Genomic DNA, 16,898 nt, shown 5'->3' with positions numbered 1-16,898 from the left:
GGCGGCCGGCTCTGTGTTCCGCGGCGGAGCGGGCGCGTGCGGCCGGTGCTAGCGTCGAAGACACGGACGGGAGGGTGCGGATGACGACGAGAGCCGAGCTCCGCCGCCGCACGCCCCGCCGCGTCCTGCGCGAGCTGCTCTCGGCCATGGTCATTCTGCTGTGGCTCGCCGGCGCCTCGTTCGGCGGCCCCCTGTTCGGCAAGGTGGACGAGGTCTCCTCGAACGATCGCACCACCTACCTGCCGGAGTCCGCCGCCGCCACGACCGTGCAGCATGCCCTCGACGAATTCCTCGGCTCGGATGCCATTCCGGCCGTCGTCGTCTTCGAAGCGGACCGGGCTATCGACGACTCGCTGCGGGAACGGCTCGACGACGCCCTGATGTCCGCGACCGACGCCGAGGGCGTGCGGGACGGCTCCTCCCCCGTGATCGTCTCCGACGACGGCCGAGCGGCACAGGCCTTCGTGCCGGTCGACACGGATGCCGACGTCGGCGACGTGTCCGCCGGGCTCTCCTCCGATCTGCGCGCGGCGGTGCCGGACGGCGTCGACGTGTACGTCACGGGGCCCGCCGGGTTCACCGCCGACCTCGTCGCCGGGTTCGCCGGGATCGACGGCATCCTGCTGCTCGTCGCGCTGCTGGCGGTGCTGGTGATCCTGGTCGTCGTGTACCGCTCGGTGCTGCTGCCGGTCGTGGTGCTGAGCACCAGCCTGTTCGCGCTGTGCGTGGCGCTGCTGGTGGTGTGGTGGGCGGCGAAGCTCGGCATCCTGCTGCTCAGTGGTCAGACCCAGGGCATCCTGTTCATCCTGGTGATCGGCGCGGCCACCGACTACTCCCTGCTGCTGGTCGCCCGGTTCCGTGAGGAGTTGCGCGGAACCCGGGATCGGTGGGCGGCCGTCCGCGGTGCGTGGAAGGGTGCGGTCGAGCCGATCCTCGCTTCGGGCGGCACGGTCATCGCCGGGCTGCTCTGCCTGCTGCTGAGCGACCTGAAATCCAACAGCACACTGGGTCCCGTGGCCGCCATCGGCATCGTGTTCGCCATGCTGGCGGCGCTCACACTGCTGCCCGCGTTGCTCGGCGTGTGCGGGCGGGCGGCGTTCTGGCCGCGTCGTCCAGCGTTCGAGCCGCAGCGCGTCGCGGATGAGGATCCGCTCGCCGGGCCCGGGCTGTGGCCACGGCTCGCCCGCGCCGTGCGCCGGCGACACCGTGTCACGTGGATCGCGACCGCGGTGGCGCTCGGGATCGCAGCCATCGGCGTGGTCCAGCTCGACGCCCGCGGGGTGCCGCAGTCCGAGCTGGTGCTCGGCGAGTCGGAGGCCCGCGACGGGCAGGCGGTGCTCGGCGAGCACTTCCCCGGCGGCTCGGGCAGCCCGGTCTACGTCCTCGTCGACGAAACGCGCCTGCAGGAGGCCGCCGACGTGCTGCTCGCCGAGGGAGGCGTGGAGTCCGTCGCGGTGACGGCATCCGATTCCCCGTCCGGCAGCGCCCCGGTGACCGAGGACGGCGTGGCCGCGTTCGGACCGCCCGGGACGCCGGCGCCCGAACCGAAGGTCATCGACGGCCGGGTGCTGCTGCAGGGAACCCTGACCGATGCCGCGGACTCGGCGGCCGCCGAACGCACCGTCGTCGCGCTGCGCGCGGATCTCGAGCCGACCGGCGCCCTGGTCGGCGGCGTCACCGCGACGGCCGTCGACACGAACGCGGCGTCGATCCATGACCGCACGGTGATCATCCCCGTCATCCTCGGCGTCATCCTCGTCATCCTCATGCTGCTGCTGCGCGCCGTCGTGGCGCCGGTGCTGCTGATCCTCACCACCGTGCTGTCGTTCGGGTCGGCGATGGGCATCTCCGCCCTCGTTTTCAACGGGCTGTTCCGCTTTCCCGGTGCCGACCCGGCCGTCCCGCTGTTCGGGTTCGTGTTCCTCGTCGCCCTCGGCATCGACTACAACATCTTCCTGATGACCCGGGTGCGCGAGGAGTCGCTGCGGCACGGCACCCGCGAGGGCGTGCTGCGCGGACTCGCGGTCACCGGCGGGGTGATCACCTCGGCGGGCCTGGTGCTGGCGGCGACGTTCGCCGCCCTCTCGGTCATCCCGATCCTGTTCCTCGTGCAGATCGCGTTCATCGTCGCTCTCGGGGTGCTGCTCGACACCTTCGTGGTGCGGTCGCTGCTCGTTCCGGCGCTGGCCTACGACATCGGACGCGCGATCTGGTGGCCGTCGACGCTGGCACGACGGGACGAGCGATGAGGATCTGGTCGCTGCACCCCGGCCAGCTCGACCGGATCGGTCTGGTCGCCTGCTGGCGCGAGAGCCTGCTCGCGCAGGCCGTGCTCGCCGAGCGCACCCGGGGCTACCGGCATCACCCGCAGCTGGAGCGCTTCCGTGCGCAGCCGGATCCCGTCGCCGCGATCGGCGCGTATCTGAGCGCACTGGCCGACGAAGCCGACGCGCGCGGTTATCGCTTCGATCGCACGCGCGTGATCCGGCCCGGGACGTCCGCCGCCGAGCTCGCGGTCACCGAGGGCCAGCTCGCCCTGGAATGGGCCCACCTCGGTGCGCGGCTCGCGGTCCGCAGCCCTGACGTCGCCGAGCGGTGGCGGCTCGACGTGCCGACCCCGCATCCGCTGTTCCACGTGGTGCCCGGCCCCATCGAATCCTGGGAGCGGGCGCGGATGCCGGAGGGCGGACCGAGCACATGACCTTCCTCACCGTGGGGCACTCGGACCACGCGCTGGCGGAGTTCGTGACGCTGCTGACGGATGCCGGGGTGGACCGCCTCGTGGACGTGCGCAAGATGCCCGGATCGCGCAGGAATCCGCAGTTCGACGACACCGTGCTGTCGGTCGAGCTGCCGGACGCCGGGGTGCAGTACGAGCGGATCGCAGAGCTGGGCGGGCTGCGCGGGCGCGCCGTCGAAGTCGACCCCGCTGTCAACGGCGCCTGGCGCAACCGCAGCTTCCATAACTACGCCGACTACGCGCTGTCGGGCGAGTTCCGCGCCGGCGTGACGGCGCTGCGCGAGGGCGGGAAGGGCCGACGCACAGCGATCATGTGCGCGGAGGCCGTGTGGTGGCGCTGCCACCGGCGGATCATCGCCGACCACCTGCTGGCAGCCGGCGAGGAGGTGCTGCACCTCATGCCGGGAGGAAGGGTCGTCCCGGCCACCCCGACGCCCGAGGCGACGTTCGGCGCGGACGGCTCGGTGACGTATCCCCGCGCATAGGAGGGCGGGCGCGGCCTGTCAAGGCCGTCCACCGTCGGCGGTGAACGGACGTACTGTGCGGGAAGTGCGGCGCGCCCGGCGCGCCGCCAGGGTTTCCTGAGGAGGTCACCATGCCGCAGCCGGAGTTGAAGGACGAGAAGCTGTACGAGAAGCTGCGCGATGAGGGCGCGTCCAAGGAGAAGGCCGCCCGCATCTCGAACGCCGCCGCCCGCGACGGACGCTCGAAAGTGGGCAAGCGCGGAGGCGAGTCCGGCTCCTACGACGACTGGACGGTCGACGAGCTGCGCAAGCGCGCCAAGGAGCTCGGTCTGGAAGGATATTCGGGCAAGCGGAAGGCCGAGCTGATCAAGATGCTCCGCGATCACTGACGCGTCGCCGCCGGCATCCGCCCGCCAGGCCCGGCGTCAGCGTTCGACCGGGATCAGCCGCGGCACGATGCGCCTCCCGTCGACGGTCACGGTCATCATCGTGCAGACGGGCTGGCGCCGCCGGTCCGTCGGCGAACCCGGATTCAGCAACCGCATCCCCGCCGGAGTCACCGAGTCCCACGGGATGTGCGAATGCCCGAACACCAGGACGTCGGTATCAGGGAACGCGGCATCCATGCGCTGTTCCCGGCCACGGGCGGGTCCGGTCTCGTGGACGACCGCCATCCGCAGTCCTTCCACCGTCAGCCGTGCGACCTCCGGCAGTCGGCCGCGCAGATCCGTCCCGTCGTTGTTGCCGTGTACGCCCACCAGCCGGCGCGCACGCGCCTCGAGCACGTCGAGTGTGGCCAGATCGATCCAGTCGCCGGCGTGCACGACGAGGTCGGCTGCATCCACGGCATCCAGCACGGCGTCGGGAAGGCGGCGGGCACGCGCCGGGACGTGCGTGTCGGCGAGCAGCAGCAGTGCGGTGGTCACGCCTCCATCATCGCGCGTGCGCCAGCTGCCCTGCCCGGCGGAGGTCGGCGGTGAACCTCTGGAGCGCGTCCGCACGGTCCGCCTCGTCGGGGATCCGCAACAGACTCGAGGGGTGCACGGTCACGACCACCGGCGCACCCGACGGGTCGGGCGACTCCAGCACGTCGTCGCGCACCTCGCCGATCTTCACGGTGCGGCCGAGCACGGCGCGTGCGGCGGTCGCGCCGAGCGCCACGATCACCCGCGGGCGGACGAGCGCCAGTTCGGCGTCCAACCAGGGGTGGCACGCCTCGATGTGCGCCACGCCCGGCTTCTCGTGGATGCGGCGCTTGCCGCGCCGCTCGAAGCGGAAGTGCTTGACGGCGTTGGTGAGGTAGACGTCGTCCCTCGGAATGCCGGCTCGGTCCATGGCGTCGGCGAGCACCCGCCCGGCGGGCCCGACGAAGGGTTCGCCGGCGAGGTCCTCCTTGTCGCCGGGCTGCTCGCCGACGAGCATGAGCCGAGCCCGGCGGGAGCCGCGGGAGAACACCACTTGAGTGGCGTCCTGCCACAGCTCGCACCCGCGGCACTCGTTGTGCCGCGTCCCGCAGGGCGCGCAGGCCCCCGGCCTCGGGGACCCACTGCTGCGCGCCGGGCCGGTCCATGTCGTCAGTGCATGGTGTCCGGGTCGGAGTCACCCATGTGGCCCGGCAGCGTGGCCGAGAGCACGCGCTCCACGAACGCGGCGTACTCGTCCATGTAGTGGCGCAGGAACTTCTCGGTGCTCGGGTCCTTGACCGAGCCGTCCTCGCCGTAGATCTCCGGCTTGAACGTGATGTACGCCTCGGGCGCGTTCAGCTGCGGCGCGTCGAGGAAGCTGAGCACGCTGCGCATCGACGACTGCATGACGGCGGTGCCGATCGCGCCGACCGACGCTCCGATGATGCCGGTGGGCTTGCGCGCGAACGAGTTCTGGCCCCAGGGGCGGGATCCCCAGTCGATGGCGTTCTTGAGCGCTCCGGGGATCGACCGGTTGTACTCCGGCGACACGAACAGCAGCCCGTCGGACTGCTCCACGGCCTGTTTGAACGCCGTCACCGCCGGCACCGGCGACATCTCGTCATCGCGGTTGTACAGCGGAAGTTCGCGGATCGAGATCCTGCAGCTCGAGGCTGTCGGGCGCGAGGTGAACGAGCGCGTTCGCCAGGACCCGGTTGATGGAGTCGCTGGCGAGACTCCCGACGAGGTATCCGATGCGGTGGGGCATGAGGGGTTCCTTTCTGGTCGGATGTCCTCTGGTATACCCGCACCTCCCCACCGAAAGCCAGGGGGATGCGGGATTTCTGTGCTGCGGTCAGAATGGCGGGATGGCTGTCGTGCACGCGGTTCTCGGCGACATCACCGCGCAGGAGGTGGACGCCGTCGTCAATGCCGCGAACCGCCGGATGCGCGGTGGTGGTGGCGTCGACGGTGCGATCCACCGGGTCGGCGGCCCCGAGGTGCTCGCGGACTGCATCCGCCGCTTCCCGGACGGGCTCGCCACCGGCGACGCGGGCTGGACCACCGCCGGCGACCTTCCCGCACGGTGGGTGATCCACACCGTGGGACCGAACCACGCCGCCGGCGAGCGCGTCAGGAGCCTGCTGGAGTCCTGCTACCGGCGCTCCCTGCAGGTGGCCGACGAGCTGGGCGCCCGCAGCATCGCGTTCCCGTTGATCAGCGCCGGCATCTACGCGTGGCCGCTGGACGACGCGATCGCGACCGCCGTGCGCACGATTCTCGCGGCGGACACCGACGTCGCCGAGGTGCGACTGGTCGCCAGGGAGCCGCCGATCCACGCGGCGATCGAGCGCGAGCTGCGCGAGGGGGCGTGGTGACCGACTCGGCGGATCGCATCCGCACCCTCGGCATCCTCGGGGCGGGGCGAGCGGGCCTCGTGCTGGCGCGGCTCGCCGCCGAAGCGGGGTACCGGGTGTTCGTCGCGCGTTCCGGCGATCCGGCGCCGATCTCGCGGCGAGTCGCCGCGGTCGGCGGCATCGCGGTGAGCGCCGTGGAGGCCGCCGAGCGGTCGGATGCCGTGCTGCTGGCCCTCCCGCTGAGCCGACACCGCGAGATCCCCGTGGAGCAGCTCCGCGGCCGGATCGTGATCGACGCGATGAACTACTGGTGGGCGGCCGACGGCATCCGTCCCGAGTTCGACGATCCGCGCACGTCGACCAGCGAGCTCGTGCAGCGGTTCCTGCCGCAGTCGCGAGTGGTGAAGGCGTTCAACCACATGGGCTATCAGGATCTCGAGGACGAGGCGCGCCCGCACGCCGCGCCGGGGCGCAAGGCGATCGCGATAGCCGGCGACGACCCTGATGCGCTGGCCGCCGTCGCGCGACTGGTCGACGATCTGGGCTTCGATCCGGTGGTGGCGGGGCCACTGGCATCCGGCATCATGCTCGAGCCGGGCGCGGAGGCGTTCGGCGCCGACGTGGATGCCGCCGAGCTGCGCGCCATGCTGGACCGGTTCCCCACCTCGCAGCGTGGGATCGTCGTGGCGAGGGCGCGCGGCTGACTCACCGGTCGGGCCCGTCGCGGCGGTCACGACGTTCATCGCCGAACCGGGGGTCGATGTCGTCGATGCCGTTGTGCTCGATGCCGCCGGGCGCTCCGAGCACCGCCTCCCCGCCATCCGTTTCGTTCTCGAAAGCTCGACGGGCGTTCTCCCGCCGTTCCTCGGCCTCCAGGTCGAGGGGGCGGATCGTGCCGGTCTCGGTGGCCTCCAGGGAGTGCTGGGCGAGGATCCTGCTGCGCTCCGCCGTGAGGAAGTCGCGGTTCGCCTTCTGCGCGTCGATGAACATCGTGGTGCGGCCCGCGACGACCCGGCGCGCTCGGCGCGTCTCCCAGTACGGCTTGCCGATCAGCATGAGCAACAGACCGGCCACGGCGTAGCAGGCCATCATGATCAGCCCCCGGCTGTGGCTGGGGCCGACCGCGTACACCTCGTGCTTGATCATCTCGGTGATGCCGCTGCCGACCACGACGTGATTCAGCCAGGCGAACGGCTCCGGCATCATCCATGGCGGGTAGGCCGCGCCGGAGGCCGGCACGGACAGGAACACGAAGATCACCATGGACGGCAGTGCGATGAAGCGTCCGAAGAAGTAGCTGAGCCCATTCACGGCGAGACCGATGGCGACGATCCATCCCCACGCCATCAGCATGAGAGGCCAGAAATGCCCGGAGACCGCGCCGATGACAGGTCCGGCGAGCAGGTTGGTGACCAGCGAGATGCCGAGCCCGAGGCTGATGATGACGGCGAGACGGGTGCGGTGGCCGAGCGGGCCGCCCATCAGGCCGATGAACATGGCCGTCATGTAGCCGCCGATGCACCACGCGAGCATGAGGTACATCGGGGTCATCCCGAAAGCGTCGTGCGGCGGGAGTGGGGCGAGCTCCTGCACCGCTGGTGCCTCGCCGTCGACGGTGAGTGCGGGCAGCAGCATCCGCTGCAGCAGCGTCGCCCGCCTGCGCCTGGTGCGCGGTGGCGACGAGAAGCGCGGGCTCGGCCGGGTCGTACGCCGCTGCGACGTCGCCGCGCAGCACGGCCCGGCGCGCGTCGTCGGCGTCGTCGAAGCGGGTGACCACCGCCGACCCGCCGATGGCCTGATCGATCGCCTCGTCTGCCTGCGGGGCGTCCCCCACGACGCCGATCGGGACGTCGTGCGGAGCCGGGGCGTGGAACGCCGCGATGTAGCAGACGCAGAACATCACGATGAAGAACAACGGCATCCACAGCTGCAGCAGCACCAGCTGCAGTGACGGATGCAGCGATGCGAACCACCGCCGGTACGCCGTGCTCATGCGCTCATCGTACGGCCGGGGGCGGACGCGCCGCAGTCAGCCGGTGCGGAACCCGACCAGCTTGTGGGTGCCGTCGCAGAAGGGCTTGATCGCCGAGACCCCGCACCGGCAGAGCGCCACGGTGCGGCGGGTGCGCTCGACCGGCTCACCGGTCGCCGAGACCAGGTCGAAGTCGCCTCGCACCAGCAGCGGCCCGTCCGTGCAGGCCACGATCTGCGTGTCGCCCATCAGCGCAGTCCCGTCTCGCCGACCGCTGCGATCGGGGTGCGGAGGGCGGACCGGCCGGCGGTCCACTCCTCGAGGGTGTGGTCGGCCGCCCAGCCGTCGACGAGCATCGACGCGCGGGCGCCGAAGATGACGTCCGCCAGCAGCGAGGGCTCCTGCTCGGCGATGCCGCCGGCGAGGTCGCGGCCGGCGATCTGCTCGTGCACGGCGTCCGCCTCGACGTGCTCGTCGAAGTAGTCGGTCACCTCGGGTCCATAGCCCAGGCGCCGGAACCCGTCGCCGAGGAACTTGTTCGGGATCGACGAGGTCATCTCGTACGCCGCGTAGTGACCGGCGCTCGCGCCGCGCAACCGCCGGTTCAGCCCGAACATGGTCATCATCGTGAACGACGCGATCGTGAGGGCGGGGACGGCGTCGAGGTACGCGCCGTAGGTGTCGTCGAGACCGAGCTCGCGCATGGTGCGCGCGAAGATCGCCGAGTGCATGCGGTCGGGGCGGCCGCCGCCGTACTCGTCGGCCTGGATCTCGACCATGGCGGCCTTCGCGCGGCCCTCGAGGCGCGGGATGCTCCACGTCTGCGCATCGGCCTCCTTCAGGGTGTAGACCGAGCGCAGCACGACGTACTCGCGCACCTGCTCGTCGGTCGCCTTCTTCGCCACGAAGCGCGACACGCTCGGCCCGGGCGTGGGCTTGGTGAGCTCGAACAGAGCGGATGCCACCGACTCGGCGTCCGCGTCGGGCAGCGGCACCTCGCCGATCTGCTCCCGCAGGTGCTGCTCGAAGGCCCGCTCGATCTCGACGCGTGCGGCGACCGTCACCGGGTGCCACTCCCAGTCCTCGTCTGCGTCCACCACCCCGCCGTAGTGCAGGCCGTGCAGGATCAGCAGGGTGAGCTGCAGGTCGTCGTCGCGGACGATGTCCTGGCACTCCGCGACCGCCGCGGTGACGGCGTCGGCGAACCCCGACAGGGTGTCGCCCGCCTCGGCGATCGGCCGGCGCAGCGCCGTGAGCAGCTGCGCGCTCACCGGGCCGCGGGCGTGGAAGGGCGGCTCGGCGAAGCCGTGAGCCGGCCGGCCTGCGCGCTCGTCGATTGCGTCCGTGGTCGTCAGTGTCATCTCGCATCCGTTCCGGCCGCCGCTGCTGGCCCTCGCTCAGCCGATCGCGGCCACTCGGAGCGTATGCGGGGGCGTCGGCCCGGGTGAACGGGCTTGACGGGGACGACCGGATCCGGCAGAGTCCGCCGCGGGTGCCGGGCCGCCGCGGGCGCCGGGCCGCCGCGGGTGCCGGTCCATTGCGCTGCAGGGTTTCGCCGCGCCGGCGATCAGGACGACCGGTCCTCCCCCGTCGTCATCCGCACCAGCAGGTCGTCGACGTTCGGCAGATGGCGTCTGACGGATGCCGCCGCGGCGGCGGCGATCCGGTCGGCCTCGGCGAGGGTGACGTCCGGCACCCGCACCACGGCATCGCCGTGCAGGCGGTGTCCCACCCAGCGCAGGCGCACGCGGTCGACGGAGACGATCTCCGGAACGTGCTGCAGCGCGTGCTCTGCCCAGTCGACGAGCTCGGGTTCGATGCCGTCCATGAGGCGGCGCCCCACGGAGCGGATGGTGCCGATCAGCAGCACGACGATCATGGCGGAGATGAGGAGCCCCACGATGGGGTCGGCCAGGGGGAAGCCGAGCAGGACACCGATGCCGCCGAGCACCACGGCGAGGGAGGTGAAGCCGTCGGTGCGGGCGTGCACGCCGTCGGCGACGAGCGCCGCCGAGCCGATCCGGCGGCCGACACGGATGCGGTACACGGCGACGATCTCGTTGCCGAGGAACCCGATGCATCCTGCCGCGATCACCCAGCCGAGGTGTGAGATGGGCCGCGGGTCGAGGATGCGCTCGACCGCCTGCCAGGCCGCGACGGCGGCGGAGAGGGCGATCATCAGGACGATGAACAGCCCGGCGAGGTCTTCGGCGCGGGCGAACCCGTAGGTGTACCGGCGCGTCGGCGCCCGCCGCGACAGCACGAAGGCGACCCACAGCGGCACCGCGGTGAGCGCGTCGGAGAAGTTGTGGATCGTGTCCGCGAGCAGCGCGACGGACCCCGAGAACGCGACGATCACGGCTTGCGCGAGGGTGGTGGCCAGCATGATGACGAGGCTGATCTTCAGGGCGCGGACGCCCTCGGTGTGGGCTTCGAGCGCATCGTCGATCGCGTCGGCGGCGTCGTGGCTGTGCGGCACGAAGATGTGGTGCAGCACGCCGGCGATGCCGCGAGGGTGGGCGTCGTGATCGTTGTCGAGGCCGTGGTCGTGGTGGGTGTGGCCGGGGTTCCGGTGGCTGCGCTTAGTCATGTGTCGGCACCGGCGCTGTGGTGGTGGCGGGGCCGGTCGCTCAGCGCGTGCTCGGCCTGGAAGACGGCATCCCGCACGAGCTGGCCGGCGTGCTCGTTGGCGAGCCGGTAGAACACCCGCTGCCCGTCCTGCCGCGTGGTCACGATGCGCGCCATGCGCATCTTGGCGAGATGCTGCGACACGGCCGCCGGCGACTTCCCGACGATCTCGGCGAGGCTGTTCACCGGCAGCTCGTCGTTCCGTCGCAGCGCGAGCACGATCCGCACGCGCGTCGCGTCGGCCAGCAGCCGGAACACCTCGGCGGCCAGTTCCGCGAACGGGCTCGCCGGGTCGAGGCCACACGTTCGGTCACCTGCATGCATACGCAGATCATTGCAGATCGGGTGAGCGGAGGGGCGGGGAGAGTCGCCCGGGGGCGATTGGGACGACGCTCTCCGGCGACGCGGCGACCACCCTCCCTCGCCTACGCTCGCAGGCACTGCTCACCGTGGAGGGATGCCGGATGCCGGAGAACACCACCAGTACGGAGCGCCCGAGGCGCGAGCGCTGGTTGCTTCCCGCCGATCAGCGCCGCGTGATGCTCGCGATCGCGGATCTCATCGAGAGGAACTACGTGTTCCCCGCCGTGGCGCGCGTCTGCGCGGAGGACCTGCGGGCGTCTGAGGCCCGCCGCCCCGGAATCGCCTGCTCGGCGCTCGCGTCCGAGCTGACGTCACTGCTGCGCAGGCACGACCGGCACTTCTCGGTCTCCTGGGGCGTTCCCCCGTCCCTCACCGCGGCATCGCAGGACCGGCGTGGCGGCCCCGCCCTGTCGTTCCGCCGCACCGGACGGATCGGGGTGCTCACGGTGCGTCGGTTCGACGACCCCAGCGACGCGCGCGCCGCCCACCTCGCCGAGGAGTGCCTGCGGCGGCTGGAGGAGTGCGATGTCGCGGTGATCGACCTGCGCGAGAACCCGGGCGGATGGCCGACGATGGTGACCCGCCTTCTGACCCCGCTCCTGGGGGCCGAGCCGGTCCACGTGGTCACGTTCCGGAGAGCGGGCGGAGGCGAGCACGACGAATGGACGCGCCCCGCCCGCGGGCGGTCGAGGCTGCGCGACATGCCCGTCTTCGCCGTGGTGGACGAGCGGACGGCATCCGCCGCCGAGGGCATGGCGTACGCGCTGCAGAGCACGGGACGAGGCGCCGTCGTGGGCCGGCGGACGGTCGGCGCGGCCAACCCGGTTCACTGCTTCGCCGAGCCGAGCGGCTTCCACGTGTACATCTCCACCGGCGCACCGATCGACCCGAGAACCGGATCGAACTGGGATCAGGTCGGCGTACGGCCGGATGTCTTCGTCGGCGAGGACGACGACCCGCTCGCGGCCGCGTTGACGACGGCGCACGACGCGCGGGACGCCGGCCGTGCCGGCGCCGGACGGGACGCACGCGCCGAGGGCCGGGCGGAACGGCGCTGATCGCGGCGCCGGAGGGATTCAGCGCCGGCTGGACCGGGCGCGGGCGCGCGGAGGGCGATCCGCATCACGACCGGTCAATGCGCGTGCCCTCCGCTCTGGCCGTCGCCGTCCGCGTTGCGGCTGGGCCCGTCCCTGCTCACGACGAACTGCGACATGAGCCCTTCGTCCTCGTGCAGCAGCAGGTGGCAGTGGATCATGTACGGCTTCTCGTCGTCGACGTAGTCCTCGAACCGCATCATTATGCGGTAGGCCCGGCGCGGTTCGAGGTAGATGGTGTCCTTCCAGCCGCGCAGCTCGGGGGGCGGCGGCGCACCGTCGATGTCGTGGACCTGGAACTGCACGTCGTGCACATGCCAGTTGTGCGGGAAGCGGTCGAGGTTCGTCACCCGCCAGAGTTCGGTCGAGCCGATCTGCATGATCTCGTCGATGCGGTCCATGTCCATGCTGCGGCCGTTGATCTGACGGTCCTGCACTTCGAAGATGCGGTGGTTGTCGGCATCCTCCTCGCGGAGCCGGTCGATCTCGGCGAGCCGCGCCGGCAGCGGCGGCGACGGGCGCAGCGTGTCGGCGGCGCGCAGGAGCAGCACGTCGAACTCGTCGGTGCCGCCGAACGCCGCCGGCACGACCACATCACCGAGGTCAGCCGGCTGCGACCGGAGCATGACCTCGGTGCCGGGCGCGAGCCGCACGACGATCTCGGCCCGCTCCCCCGGCGACAGTCGCACATGGTCGGTGCTCACCGGCGACTCGAGCAACCCTCCGTCCGTGGCGATCAAGGAGAACTCGCGTCCGTCCTCGAAGGCGAAATCATAGGTGCGCGCGCTCGAACCGTTGAGGATTCGCAGCCGCACCAGCTCGGTGGTGACGTCGAGCGCGGCTCCCCACGCGCCGTTGGTGAGGACGACGTTTCCGAGCAGACCGATCTCGTTCCCCTCGGAGTCGAACTGGAACTCGCCGTCGTCGCGGAACTTCTTGTCCTGCACGATCAGCGGGATGTCGTCGACACCGTACTGCGCAGGCAGGGCCAGGCGGCGGCTGTTCTCGTCGTCGAGGAGGAACAGCCCCGCCAGGCCCCGCAGCACGTGCTCCTCAGTCTGCCCGTGCGGGTGCGGGTGGTACCAGAGCGTCGCCGCGGGCTGATCGATGCGCCACTCCGGCCGCCACTCGCCACCGGCGGCGATCGGCTGGTGGGGGCCGCCGTCCATCGCTGCCGGCAGATGCATGCCGTGCCAGTGCACGGTCGTCGTCTCGTCGAGCCGGTTGCGCACCTCGACGGCGACCTTCTCGCCCCGTTCCGCGCGCAGGGTCGGGCCGAGATAGTCGCCGTTGAACCCCCAGGTGGTGGTCGGTCTGCCATCCAGGAACTCGGTGCGCCCTTCCTGCGCGGTGAGGGAGAACACCCGCACGCCGTCGACCACGGTGGAATCCGCCAGGGGCGGGATCGGCAGCGGTGTGTCGAATGAGGCGGGCGCGTCAGGGACGAACACCGATGAATCACCGAACCCAGAGTCCATCCCGCATGCCGTGAACGTCGCCGCGACGGTCAGCAGCGACCCGGCGAGGATGGCAGGGCCGGCGAAACGCCCCTTCCGCCACGGGTTCCGGCGAGGGCGAGGCGCGTCCAGTGTGAGCGACATGCCAGCACGGTACGGACGCACGGGCGCGGGTCTCGTCCGCCCGACATCGACAGATGCGTCGCCCCGCGACGACTGCAGCGAGGCGCAAGGCGGACGGAGCATGTGCTCATGTTCCACACCTGTCTGCGCCGGGGGACCGAGGAGGATGCGCCATGACGAGGAGTGCCGTCGTCGTCGGCGGGGGGATCGCGGGTCTTGCCACCGCGGCGGCCTTGCACGCGTGTGGCTGGAGCGTCCGGGTGCACGAGCGACGTGACGCGTTGGCGCCCGGCGGCACGGCGCTCGGCATGTGGCCGGAGGCGATGCGCGTACTGGACCGGCTGGGCGCCGCCGAGCCCGTGCGCCGTCGAGCGGCGTTCAGCCGTGGCGCCGCGATCCTCGACCCGCGCGGTGCGGTGATCGGCCGCATCCCCGACTCCCGCGCGGCGTACCTGATCTCGCGGGAGAGACTGCTCACGTCGCTGCTCGAACGGCTGCCGGAAGACGCCGTGCTGTGGGGGCAGCGATGGAATCCAACCGACGCGCTCTCGGAAGCCGACCTCGTCGTCGGCGCCGACGGCGTGCACAGCGCGATCCGCGCCCGGCACTGGGGCGTCGGAGTCGAGCGCCCGCTCGGCACGGTGGCGTTCCGCGGGGTGCTGGAGCGACCGGTGGTGTCGGTGTCGGAGACGTGGGGTGCCGGCATGCTGTTCGGCATCACCCCGATGGACGACGGACGCACCAACTGGTTCGCCTGTCTCCGCCGTAGCCGCGTCGAGAGCGGGCCGGGCGGGAGAGCAGATGGCGCGGGCGACAGCGGACGGAGCGCCGATCTGCTCCGCGACGCGTTCGCGACCTGGCATCCCGGTGTGCAGCGCGTGCTCGACCAGCTCGATGGCGCGGAGATCGACCGGCGCACGCTCGTCGACGTCTCGCTGGCACAGCGGTACGCCAAGGATCGCGTCGTGCTGCTCGGCGACGCGGCGCACGGCATGGCGCCGAACCTTGGTCGCGGTGCCTGCGAGTCGTTGGTCGACGCCGTCGCCCTGGCCGATGCGCTCGAGGCGCACACCGCCATCGACGACGCCCTGCGCCGATACGATCGGCTTCGCCGGCGACGGACGCGCCGAATCGTCTCCGCCGCGCGTATCCTCAACCGGGTCGCGACGGCCGAGCGCGGCGCGGCGCTGCGTGACGTCGCCGTGCGGGTGCTGCTTGCGAGGGCGGATCGAACGGGGTGACGCCTGGGATGTCGGGGCCGCCGCCGATGTCGCCCGCAGGCGACTGCCGGCCCGTGCATGCCCGACCTACCATGAACGCATGACCGAGAAGCCTCTCGTGCCCGTGCGTCCCGGCGGGGTCGACGACGACTCCCAACCGGCTCCGTGGGTGCTGGACGTCCTGCTCGGCATCGGGGTGGCCCTCGTGGTGTCGCTGTTCATCGCGGCCGACGTCGAGAACACTCAGCCCGAAGGGTGGGCGTATCTGTGGGCCGTCGGGCTCGGCGGCCTCATGCTGGTCCGTCGGCGGTATCCGGTCATCGTCGTGCTCCTGTCGGCGGGAGCGGTGCTGTCGTACTACGCGGCCGGGTACCCGGCGATCGGTGTCTCGGTGCCGCTCGCCGCCGCCGTGTTCTCCGCGGCGGAGCAGGGGCGGCTGGTCGCTCCGATCGTGGCATCGGTGTCGGTGCTCGCCGTGTCGATCGCCTATCGCCTTGCCACAGGTCAGGATCCCGCCGTGGTCGTCGGCTACGAGCTCCCCGGGCACGCGCTGCTCCTGGGCGGGGCGATCGCCCTCGGAGACGGGGTGCGCTCGCGCCGTGCGCTGCGCCGGCAGGCGTCCGAGATCGCCGGCCTTGTCGCCGAACGATACCGACGCGAGACGGAGCGGCGCACCACGGCGGAACGGCTCGCGATCGCGAGGGAGCTGCACGACTCGGTCGGCCACGCTCTGACCGTGATCGCCCTGCACGCGCAGATCGCCGACGAGGCGGTCGAGTCGGAGAGCAGAACGGATGCCGACGACGCGACGGTCAGGGATTCGCTGCGGGTGATCGCCGGTACGGCATCCGCGTCGTTCGAGGAGTTGCGGCGCACCGTCGCCGGCCTGCGCCGCGAGGAGGGGGCGGCGCCGGCGCCGCTGCGGATCACCGACCTCGATTCGGCCGTGGACCCGGCGCGACAGGCGGGAGTCGAGGTCGACACGCGCATCTCTGTGGCGCGACCGCTGCCGCCGGCAGTCGAGGCGGCGGTGTACCGCATCGTGCAGGAGTCGATCACGAACGCCGTGCGGCATGCTGTCCCGTCGCACATCCGGGTGGACATCGATCAGAAGGAGGGCGAAGTGCAGGTGAGCATCGTCAACGACGGGGTCTCCGAGCGAGCGCCGACGCCGGCGAACGCCGCCGCGGGTGACGGCACAGGGTTGGTCGGTATGAGGGAACGCGCCAACCTGCTCGGCGGCACGTTCTCCGCCGGGCGCGCGGGCGCCGACTTCGCCGTGCGCGCGTCGATTCCGCTGGCGGTGAGCGCATGACCACGGTCATCCTCGTCGACGACCAGGACCTGGTGCGTGCAGGCCTGCGCACCCTCCTCACCCGCGACGAGGGCATCACCGTCGTGGCCGAGGCCACCGACGGCAGGCGCGGGGCGGAGGCCGCGCGGAAGTATCGCCCGGACCTGGTGCTGATGGATCTGCGGATGCCGGTCATGGACGGCATCGAGGCGACGCGCGCCATTCGCGCCGACGACGCGCTGGCCCGCACGCACGTGGTCGTGCTCACCACTTTCGATGACGATCACGACATCGTCGAGGCCATCCGGGCCGGCGCGGTCGGCTACCTGCTCAAGAACACGCCGCGCGACGCGCTGCGCGACGCCGTCCGCCGCGCCGGCCGCGGCGAGCGCCTGCTCTCGCCCGCCATCACCGAGCGGCTGATGAATCTGGTCGCGTCCGGACAGGCCGCCGCCACGCCCGACCCGCGACTGGAGCTGCTGAGCAGCCGGGAGCGGGAGGTGCTCGCCCGGATCGGGCACGGCGACACGAACGACGAGATCGCAGCCCGACTGCATCTCAGTCCCGCCACCGCGCGGACGTACGTCAGCCGCATCCTCGGGAAGCTCGGTGCGCGAGACCGTCCGGAGCTCGTCGTCATGGCGCACCGGTCGGGACTCGTCATCGAGTGAGGCTCAGGCCGGCGGCCGGCGCATGAACCACGTCGGAACGCCGAGGATCTCCCGCTCCCCCACGACGACGTGGCCGAATCCGCTGTAGAAGTGGCCGGTCCGAGCGAGCCC

At 71.6% G+C, this 16,898-nt stretch carries 19 protein-coding genes and 1 pseudogene; 11 read left to right on the top strand and 9 right to left on the bottom strand.

What is annotated here, in order from left to right; all coding sequences use genetic code 11:
* Window positions 1-80 precede the first annotated feature (80 nt).
* From RIF65_RS05100 to RIF65_RS05085, 4 genes are all read left to right on the top strand, one after another.
* Window positions 81-2,249: an MMPL family transporter gene (locus tag RIF65_RS05100; RefSeq protein WP_309066794.1), complete on the top strand. Its 2,169-nt coding sequence runs from the start codon at window positions 81-83 to the stop codon at window positions 2,247-2,249.
* On the top strand, window positions 2,246-2,701 hold the full coding sequence (locus tag RIF65_RS05095) for a pyrimidine dimer DNA glycosylase/endonuclease V (protein WP_309066795.1): 456 nt from the start codon (window positions 2,246-2,248) through the stop codon (window positions 2,699-2,701). Before RIF65_RS05100 ends, RIF65_RS05095 begins: the two co-directional genes overlap by 4 nt.
* Complete coding sequence (locus RIF65_RS05090) at window positions 2,698-3,225, top strand: DUF488 domain-containing protein (RefSeq protein ID WP_309066796.1); 528 nt, start codon at window positions 2,698-2,700, stop codon at window positions 3,223-3,225. The genes RIF65_RS05095 and RIF65_RS05090 overlap by 4 nt, the downstream gene beginning before the upstream one ends.
* Window positions 3,226-3,335: 110 nt before the next feature.
* Window positions 3,336-3,593, top strand: a complete 258-nt coding sequence (locus RIF65_RS05085) for a DUF7218 family protein (protein WP_309066797.1) — start codon at window positions 3,336-3,338, stop codon at window positions 3,591-3,593.
* A gap of 36 nt (window positions 3,594-3,629) precedes the next feature.
* Here RIF65_RS05085 and RIF65_RS05080 read toward each other — a convergent pair whose 3' ends face one another.
* From RIF65_RS05080 to RIF65_RS05070, 3 genes and pseudogenes are all read right to left on the bottom strand, one after another.
* A complete protein-coding gene (locus RIF65_RS05080) occupies window positions 3,630-4,130 on the bottom strand; it encodes a metallophosphoesterase family protein (protein WP_309066798.1) in 501 nt (166 codons plus the stop codon).
* A 7-nt stretch (window positions 4,131-4,137) separates the two neighbouring features.
* Window positions 4,138-4,662: a UdgX family uracil-DNA binding protein gene (locus tag RIF65_RS05075; protein ID WP_309066799.1), complete on the bottom strand. Its 525-nt coding sequence runs from the start codon at window positions 4,660-4,662 to the stop codon at window positions 4,138-4,140.
* Window positions 4,663-4,778: 116 nt separating this feature from the next.
* A pseudogene (locus RIF65_RS05070) lies at window positions 4,779-5,376 on the bottom strand (NADPH-dependent FMN reductase).
* 100 nt (window positions 5,377-5,476) lie between these two features.
* Here RIF65_RS05070 and RIF65_RS05065 point away from each other — a divergent pair.
* Together RIF65_RS05065 and RIF65_RS05060 are read left to right on the top strand one after the other, a co-directional pair.
* On the top strand, window positions 5,477-5,986 hold the full coding sequence (locus RIF65_RS05065) for an O-acetyl-ADP-ribose deacetylase (RefSeq protein WP_309066800.1): 510 nt from the start codon (window positions 5,477-5,479) through the stop codon (window positions 5,984-5,986).
* On the top strand, window positions 5,983-6,669 hold the full coding sequence (locus RIF65_RS05060) for an NADPH-dependent F420 reductase (RefSeq protein ID WP_309066801.1): 687 nt from the start codon (window positions 5,983-5,985) through the stop codon (window positions 6,667-6,669). Before RIF65_RS05065 ends, RIF65_RS05060 begins: the two co-directional genes overlap by 4 nt.
* A 1-nt stretch (window position 6,670) precedes the next feature.
* Here the strand turns inward: RIF65_RS05060 and RIF65_RS05055 are convergent, their stop codons facing one another.
* Window positions 6,671-7,600, bottom strand: coding sequence for a hypothetical protein (locus RIF65_RS05055; RefSeq protein ID WP_309066802.1), 930 nt, complete (start codon window positions 7,598-7,600; stop codon window positions 6,671-6,673).
* Between RIF65_RS05055 and RIF65_RS05050 the strand changes: the two genes are divergently transcribed.
* A complete protein-coding gene (locus tag RIF65_RS05050; protein WP_309066803.1) occupies window positions 7,581-7,916 on the top strand; it encodes a hypothetical protein in 336 nt (111 codons plus the stop codon). The two genes, RIF65_RS05055 and RIF65_RS05050, sit on opposite strands and share 20 nt — an antisense overlap.
* 78 nt (window positions 7,917-7,994) lie before the next feature.
* Here RIF65_RS05050 and RIF65_RS05045 read toward each other — a convergent pair whose 3' ends face one another.
* From RIF65_RS05045 to RIF65_RS05030, 4 genes are all read right to left on the bottom strand, one after another.
* Window positions 7,995-8,186 (bottom strand): CDGSH iron-sulfur domain-containing protein, encoded by a 192-nt coding sequence (locus RIF65_RS05045; protein ID WP_309066804.1) that lies wholly within the window; start codon window positions 8,184-8,186, stop codon window positions 7,995-7,997.
* Complete coding sequence (locus tag RIF65_RS05040) at window positions 8,186-9,298, bottom strand: iron-containing redox enzyme family protein (RefSeq protein ID WP_309066805.1); 1,113 nt, start codon at window positions 9,296-9,298, stop codon at window positions 8,186-8,188. The genes RIF65_RS05045 and RIF65_RS05040 overlap by 1 nt, the downstream gene beginning before the upstream one ends.
* 206 nt (window positions 9,299-9,504) lie before the next feature.
* Window positions 9,505-10,527 (bottom strand): cation diffusion facilitator family transporter, encoded by a 1,023-nt coding sequence (locus RIF65_RS05035; protein WP_309066806.1) that lies wholly within the window; start codon window positions 10,525-10,527, stop codon window positions 9,505-9,507.
* On the bottom strand, window positions 10,524-10,889 hold the full coding sequence (locus tag RIF65_RS05030; protein ID WP_309066807.1) for an ArsR/SmtB family transcription factor: 366 nt from the start codon (window positions 10,887-10,889) through the stop codon (window positions 10,524-10,526). Before RIF65_RS05030 ends, RIF65_RS05035 begins: the two co-directional genes overlap by 4 nt.
* A gap of 140 nt (window positions 10,890-11,029) precedes the next feature.
* Here RIF65_RS05030 and RIF65_RS05025 point away from each other — a divergent pair, with 140 nt between their 5' ends.
* Window positions 11,030-11,986, top strand: a complete 957-nt coding sequence (locus RIF65_RS05025) for a S41 family peptidase (RefSeq protein WP_309066808.1) — start codon at window positions 11,030-11,032, stop codon at window positions 11,984-11,986.
* Window positions 11,987-12,060: 74 nt separating this feature from the next.
* Here the strand turns inward: RIF65_RS05025 and RIF65_RS05020 are convergent, their stop codons facing one another.
* The gene (locus RIF65_RS05020) at window positions 12,061-13,623 is read right to left on the bottom strand and encodes a multicopper oxidase family protein (RefSeq protein WP_309066809.1); all 1,563 of its coding nucleotides are present in this window, start codon (window positions 13,621-13,623) and stop codon (window positions 12,061-12,063) included.
* Between the two features lie 152 nt (window positions 13,624-13,775).
* Between RIF65_RS05020 and RIF65_RS05015 the strand changes: the two genes are divergently transcribed.
* The 3 genes from RIF65_RS05015 (at window position 13,776) to RIF65_RS05005 (ending at window position 16,787) form a co-directional block, all read left to right on the top strand.
* Entirely contained in the window at window positions 13,776-14,843 is a 1,068-nt protein-coding gene (locus RIF65_RS05015) for an FAD-dependent monooxygenase (RefSeq protein ID WP_309066810.1), read from the top strand.
* 79 nt (window positions 14,844-14,922) lie between these two features.
* Entirely contained in the window at window positions 14,923-16,137 is a 1,215-nt protein-coding gene (locus tag RIF65_RS05010; protein ID WP_309066811.1) for a sensor histidine kinase, read from the top strand.
* A complete protein-coding gene (locus RIF65_RS05005; protein WP_309066812.1) occupies window positions 16,134-16,787 on the top strand; it encodes a response regulator transcription factor in 654 nt (217 codons plus the stop codon). The genes RIF65_RS05010 and RIF65_RS05005 overlap by 4 nt, the downstream gene beginning before the upstream one ends.
* The last annotated feature ends 111 nt before the right edge of the window (window positions 16,788-16,898 follow it).

The organism is Microbacterium sp. (genome assembly GCF_031180975.1).
GTDB lineage: Bacteria > Actinomycetota > Actinomycetes > Actinomycetales > Microbacteriaceae > Microbacterium.
The sequence above is the reverse complement of the archived record's forward strand: the minus strand, read 5'-3'. Positions and strand labels throughout refer to the sequence as shown.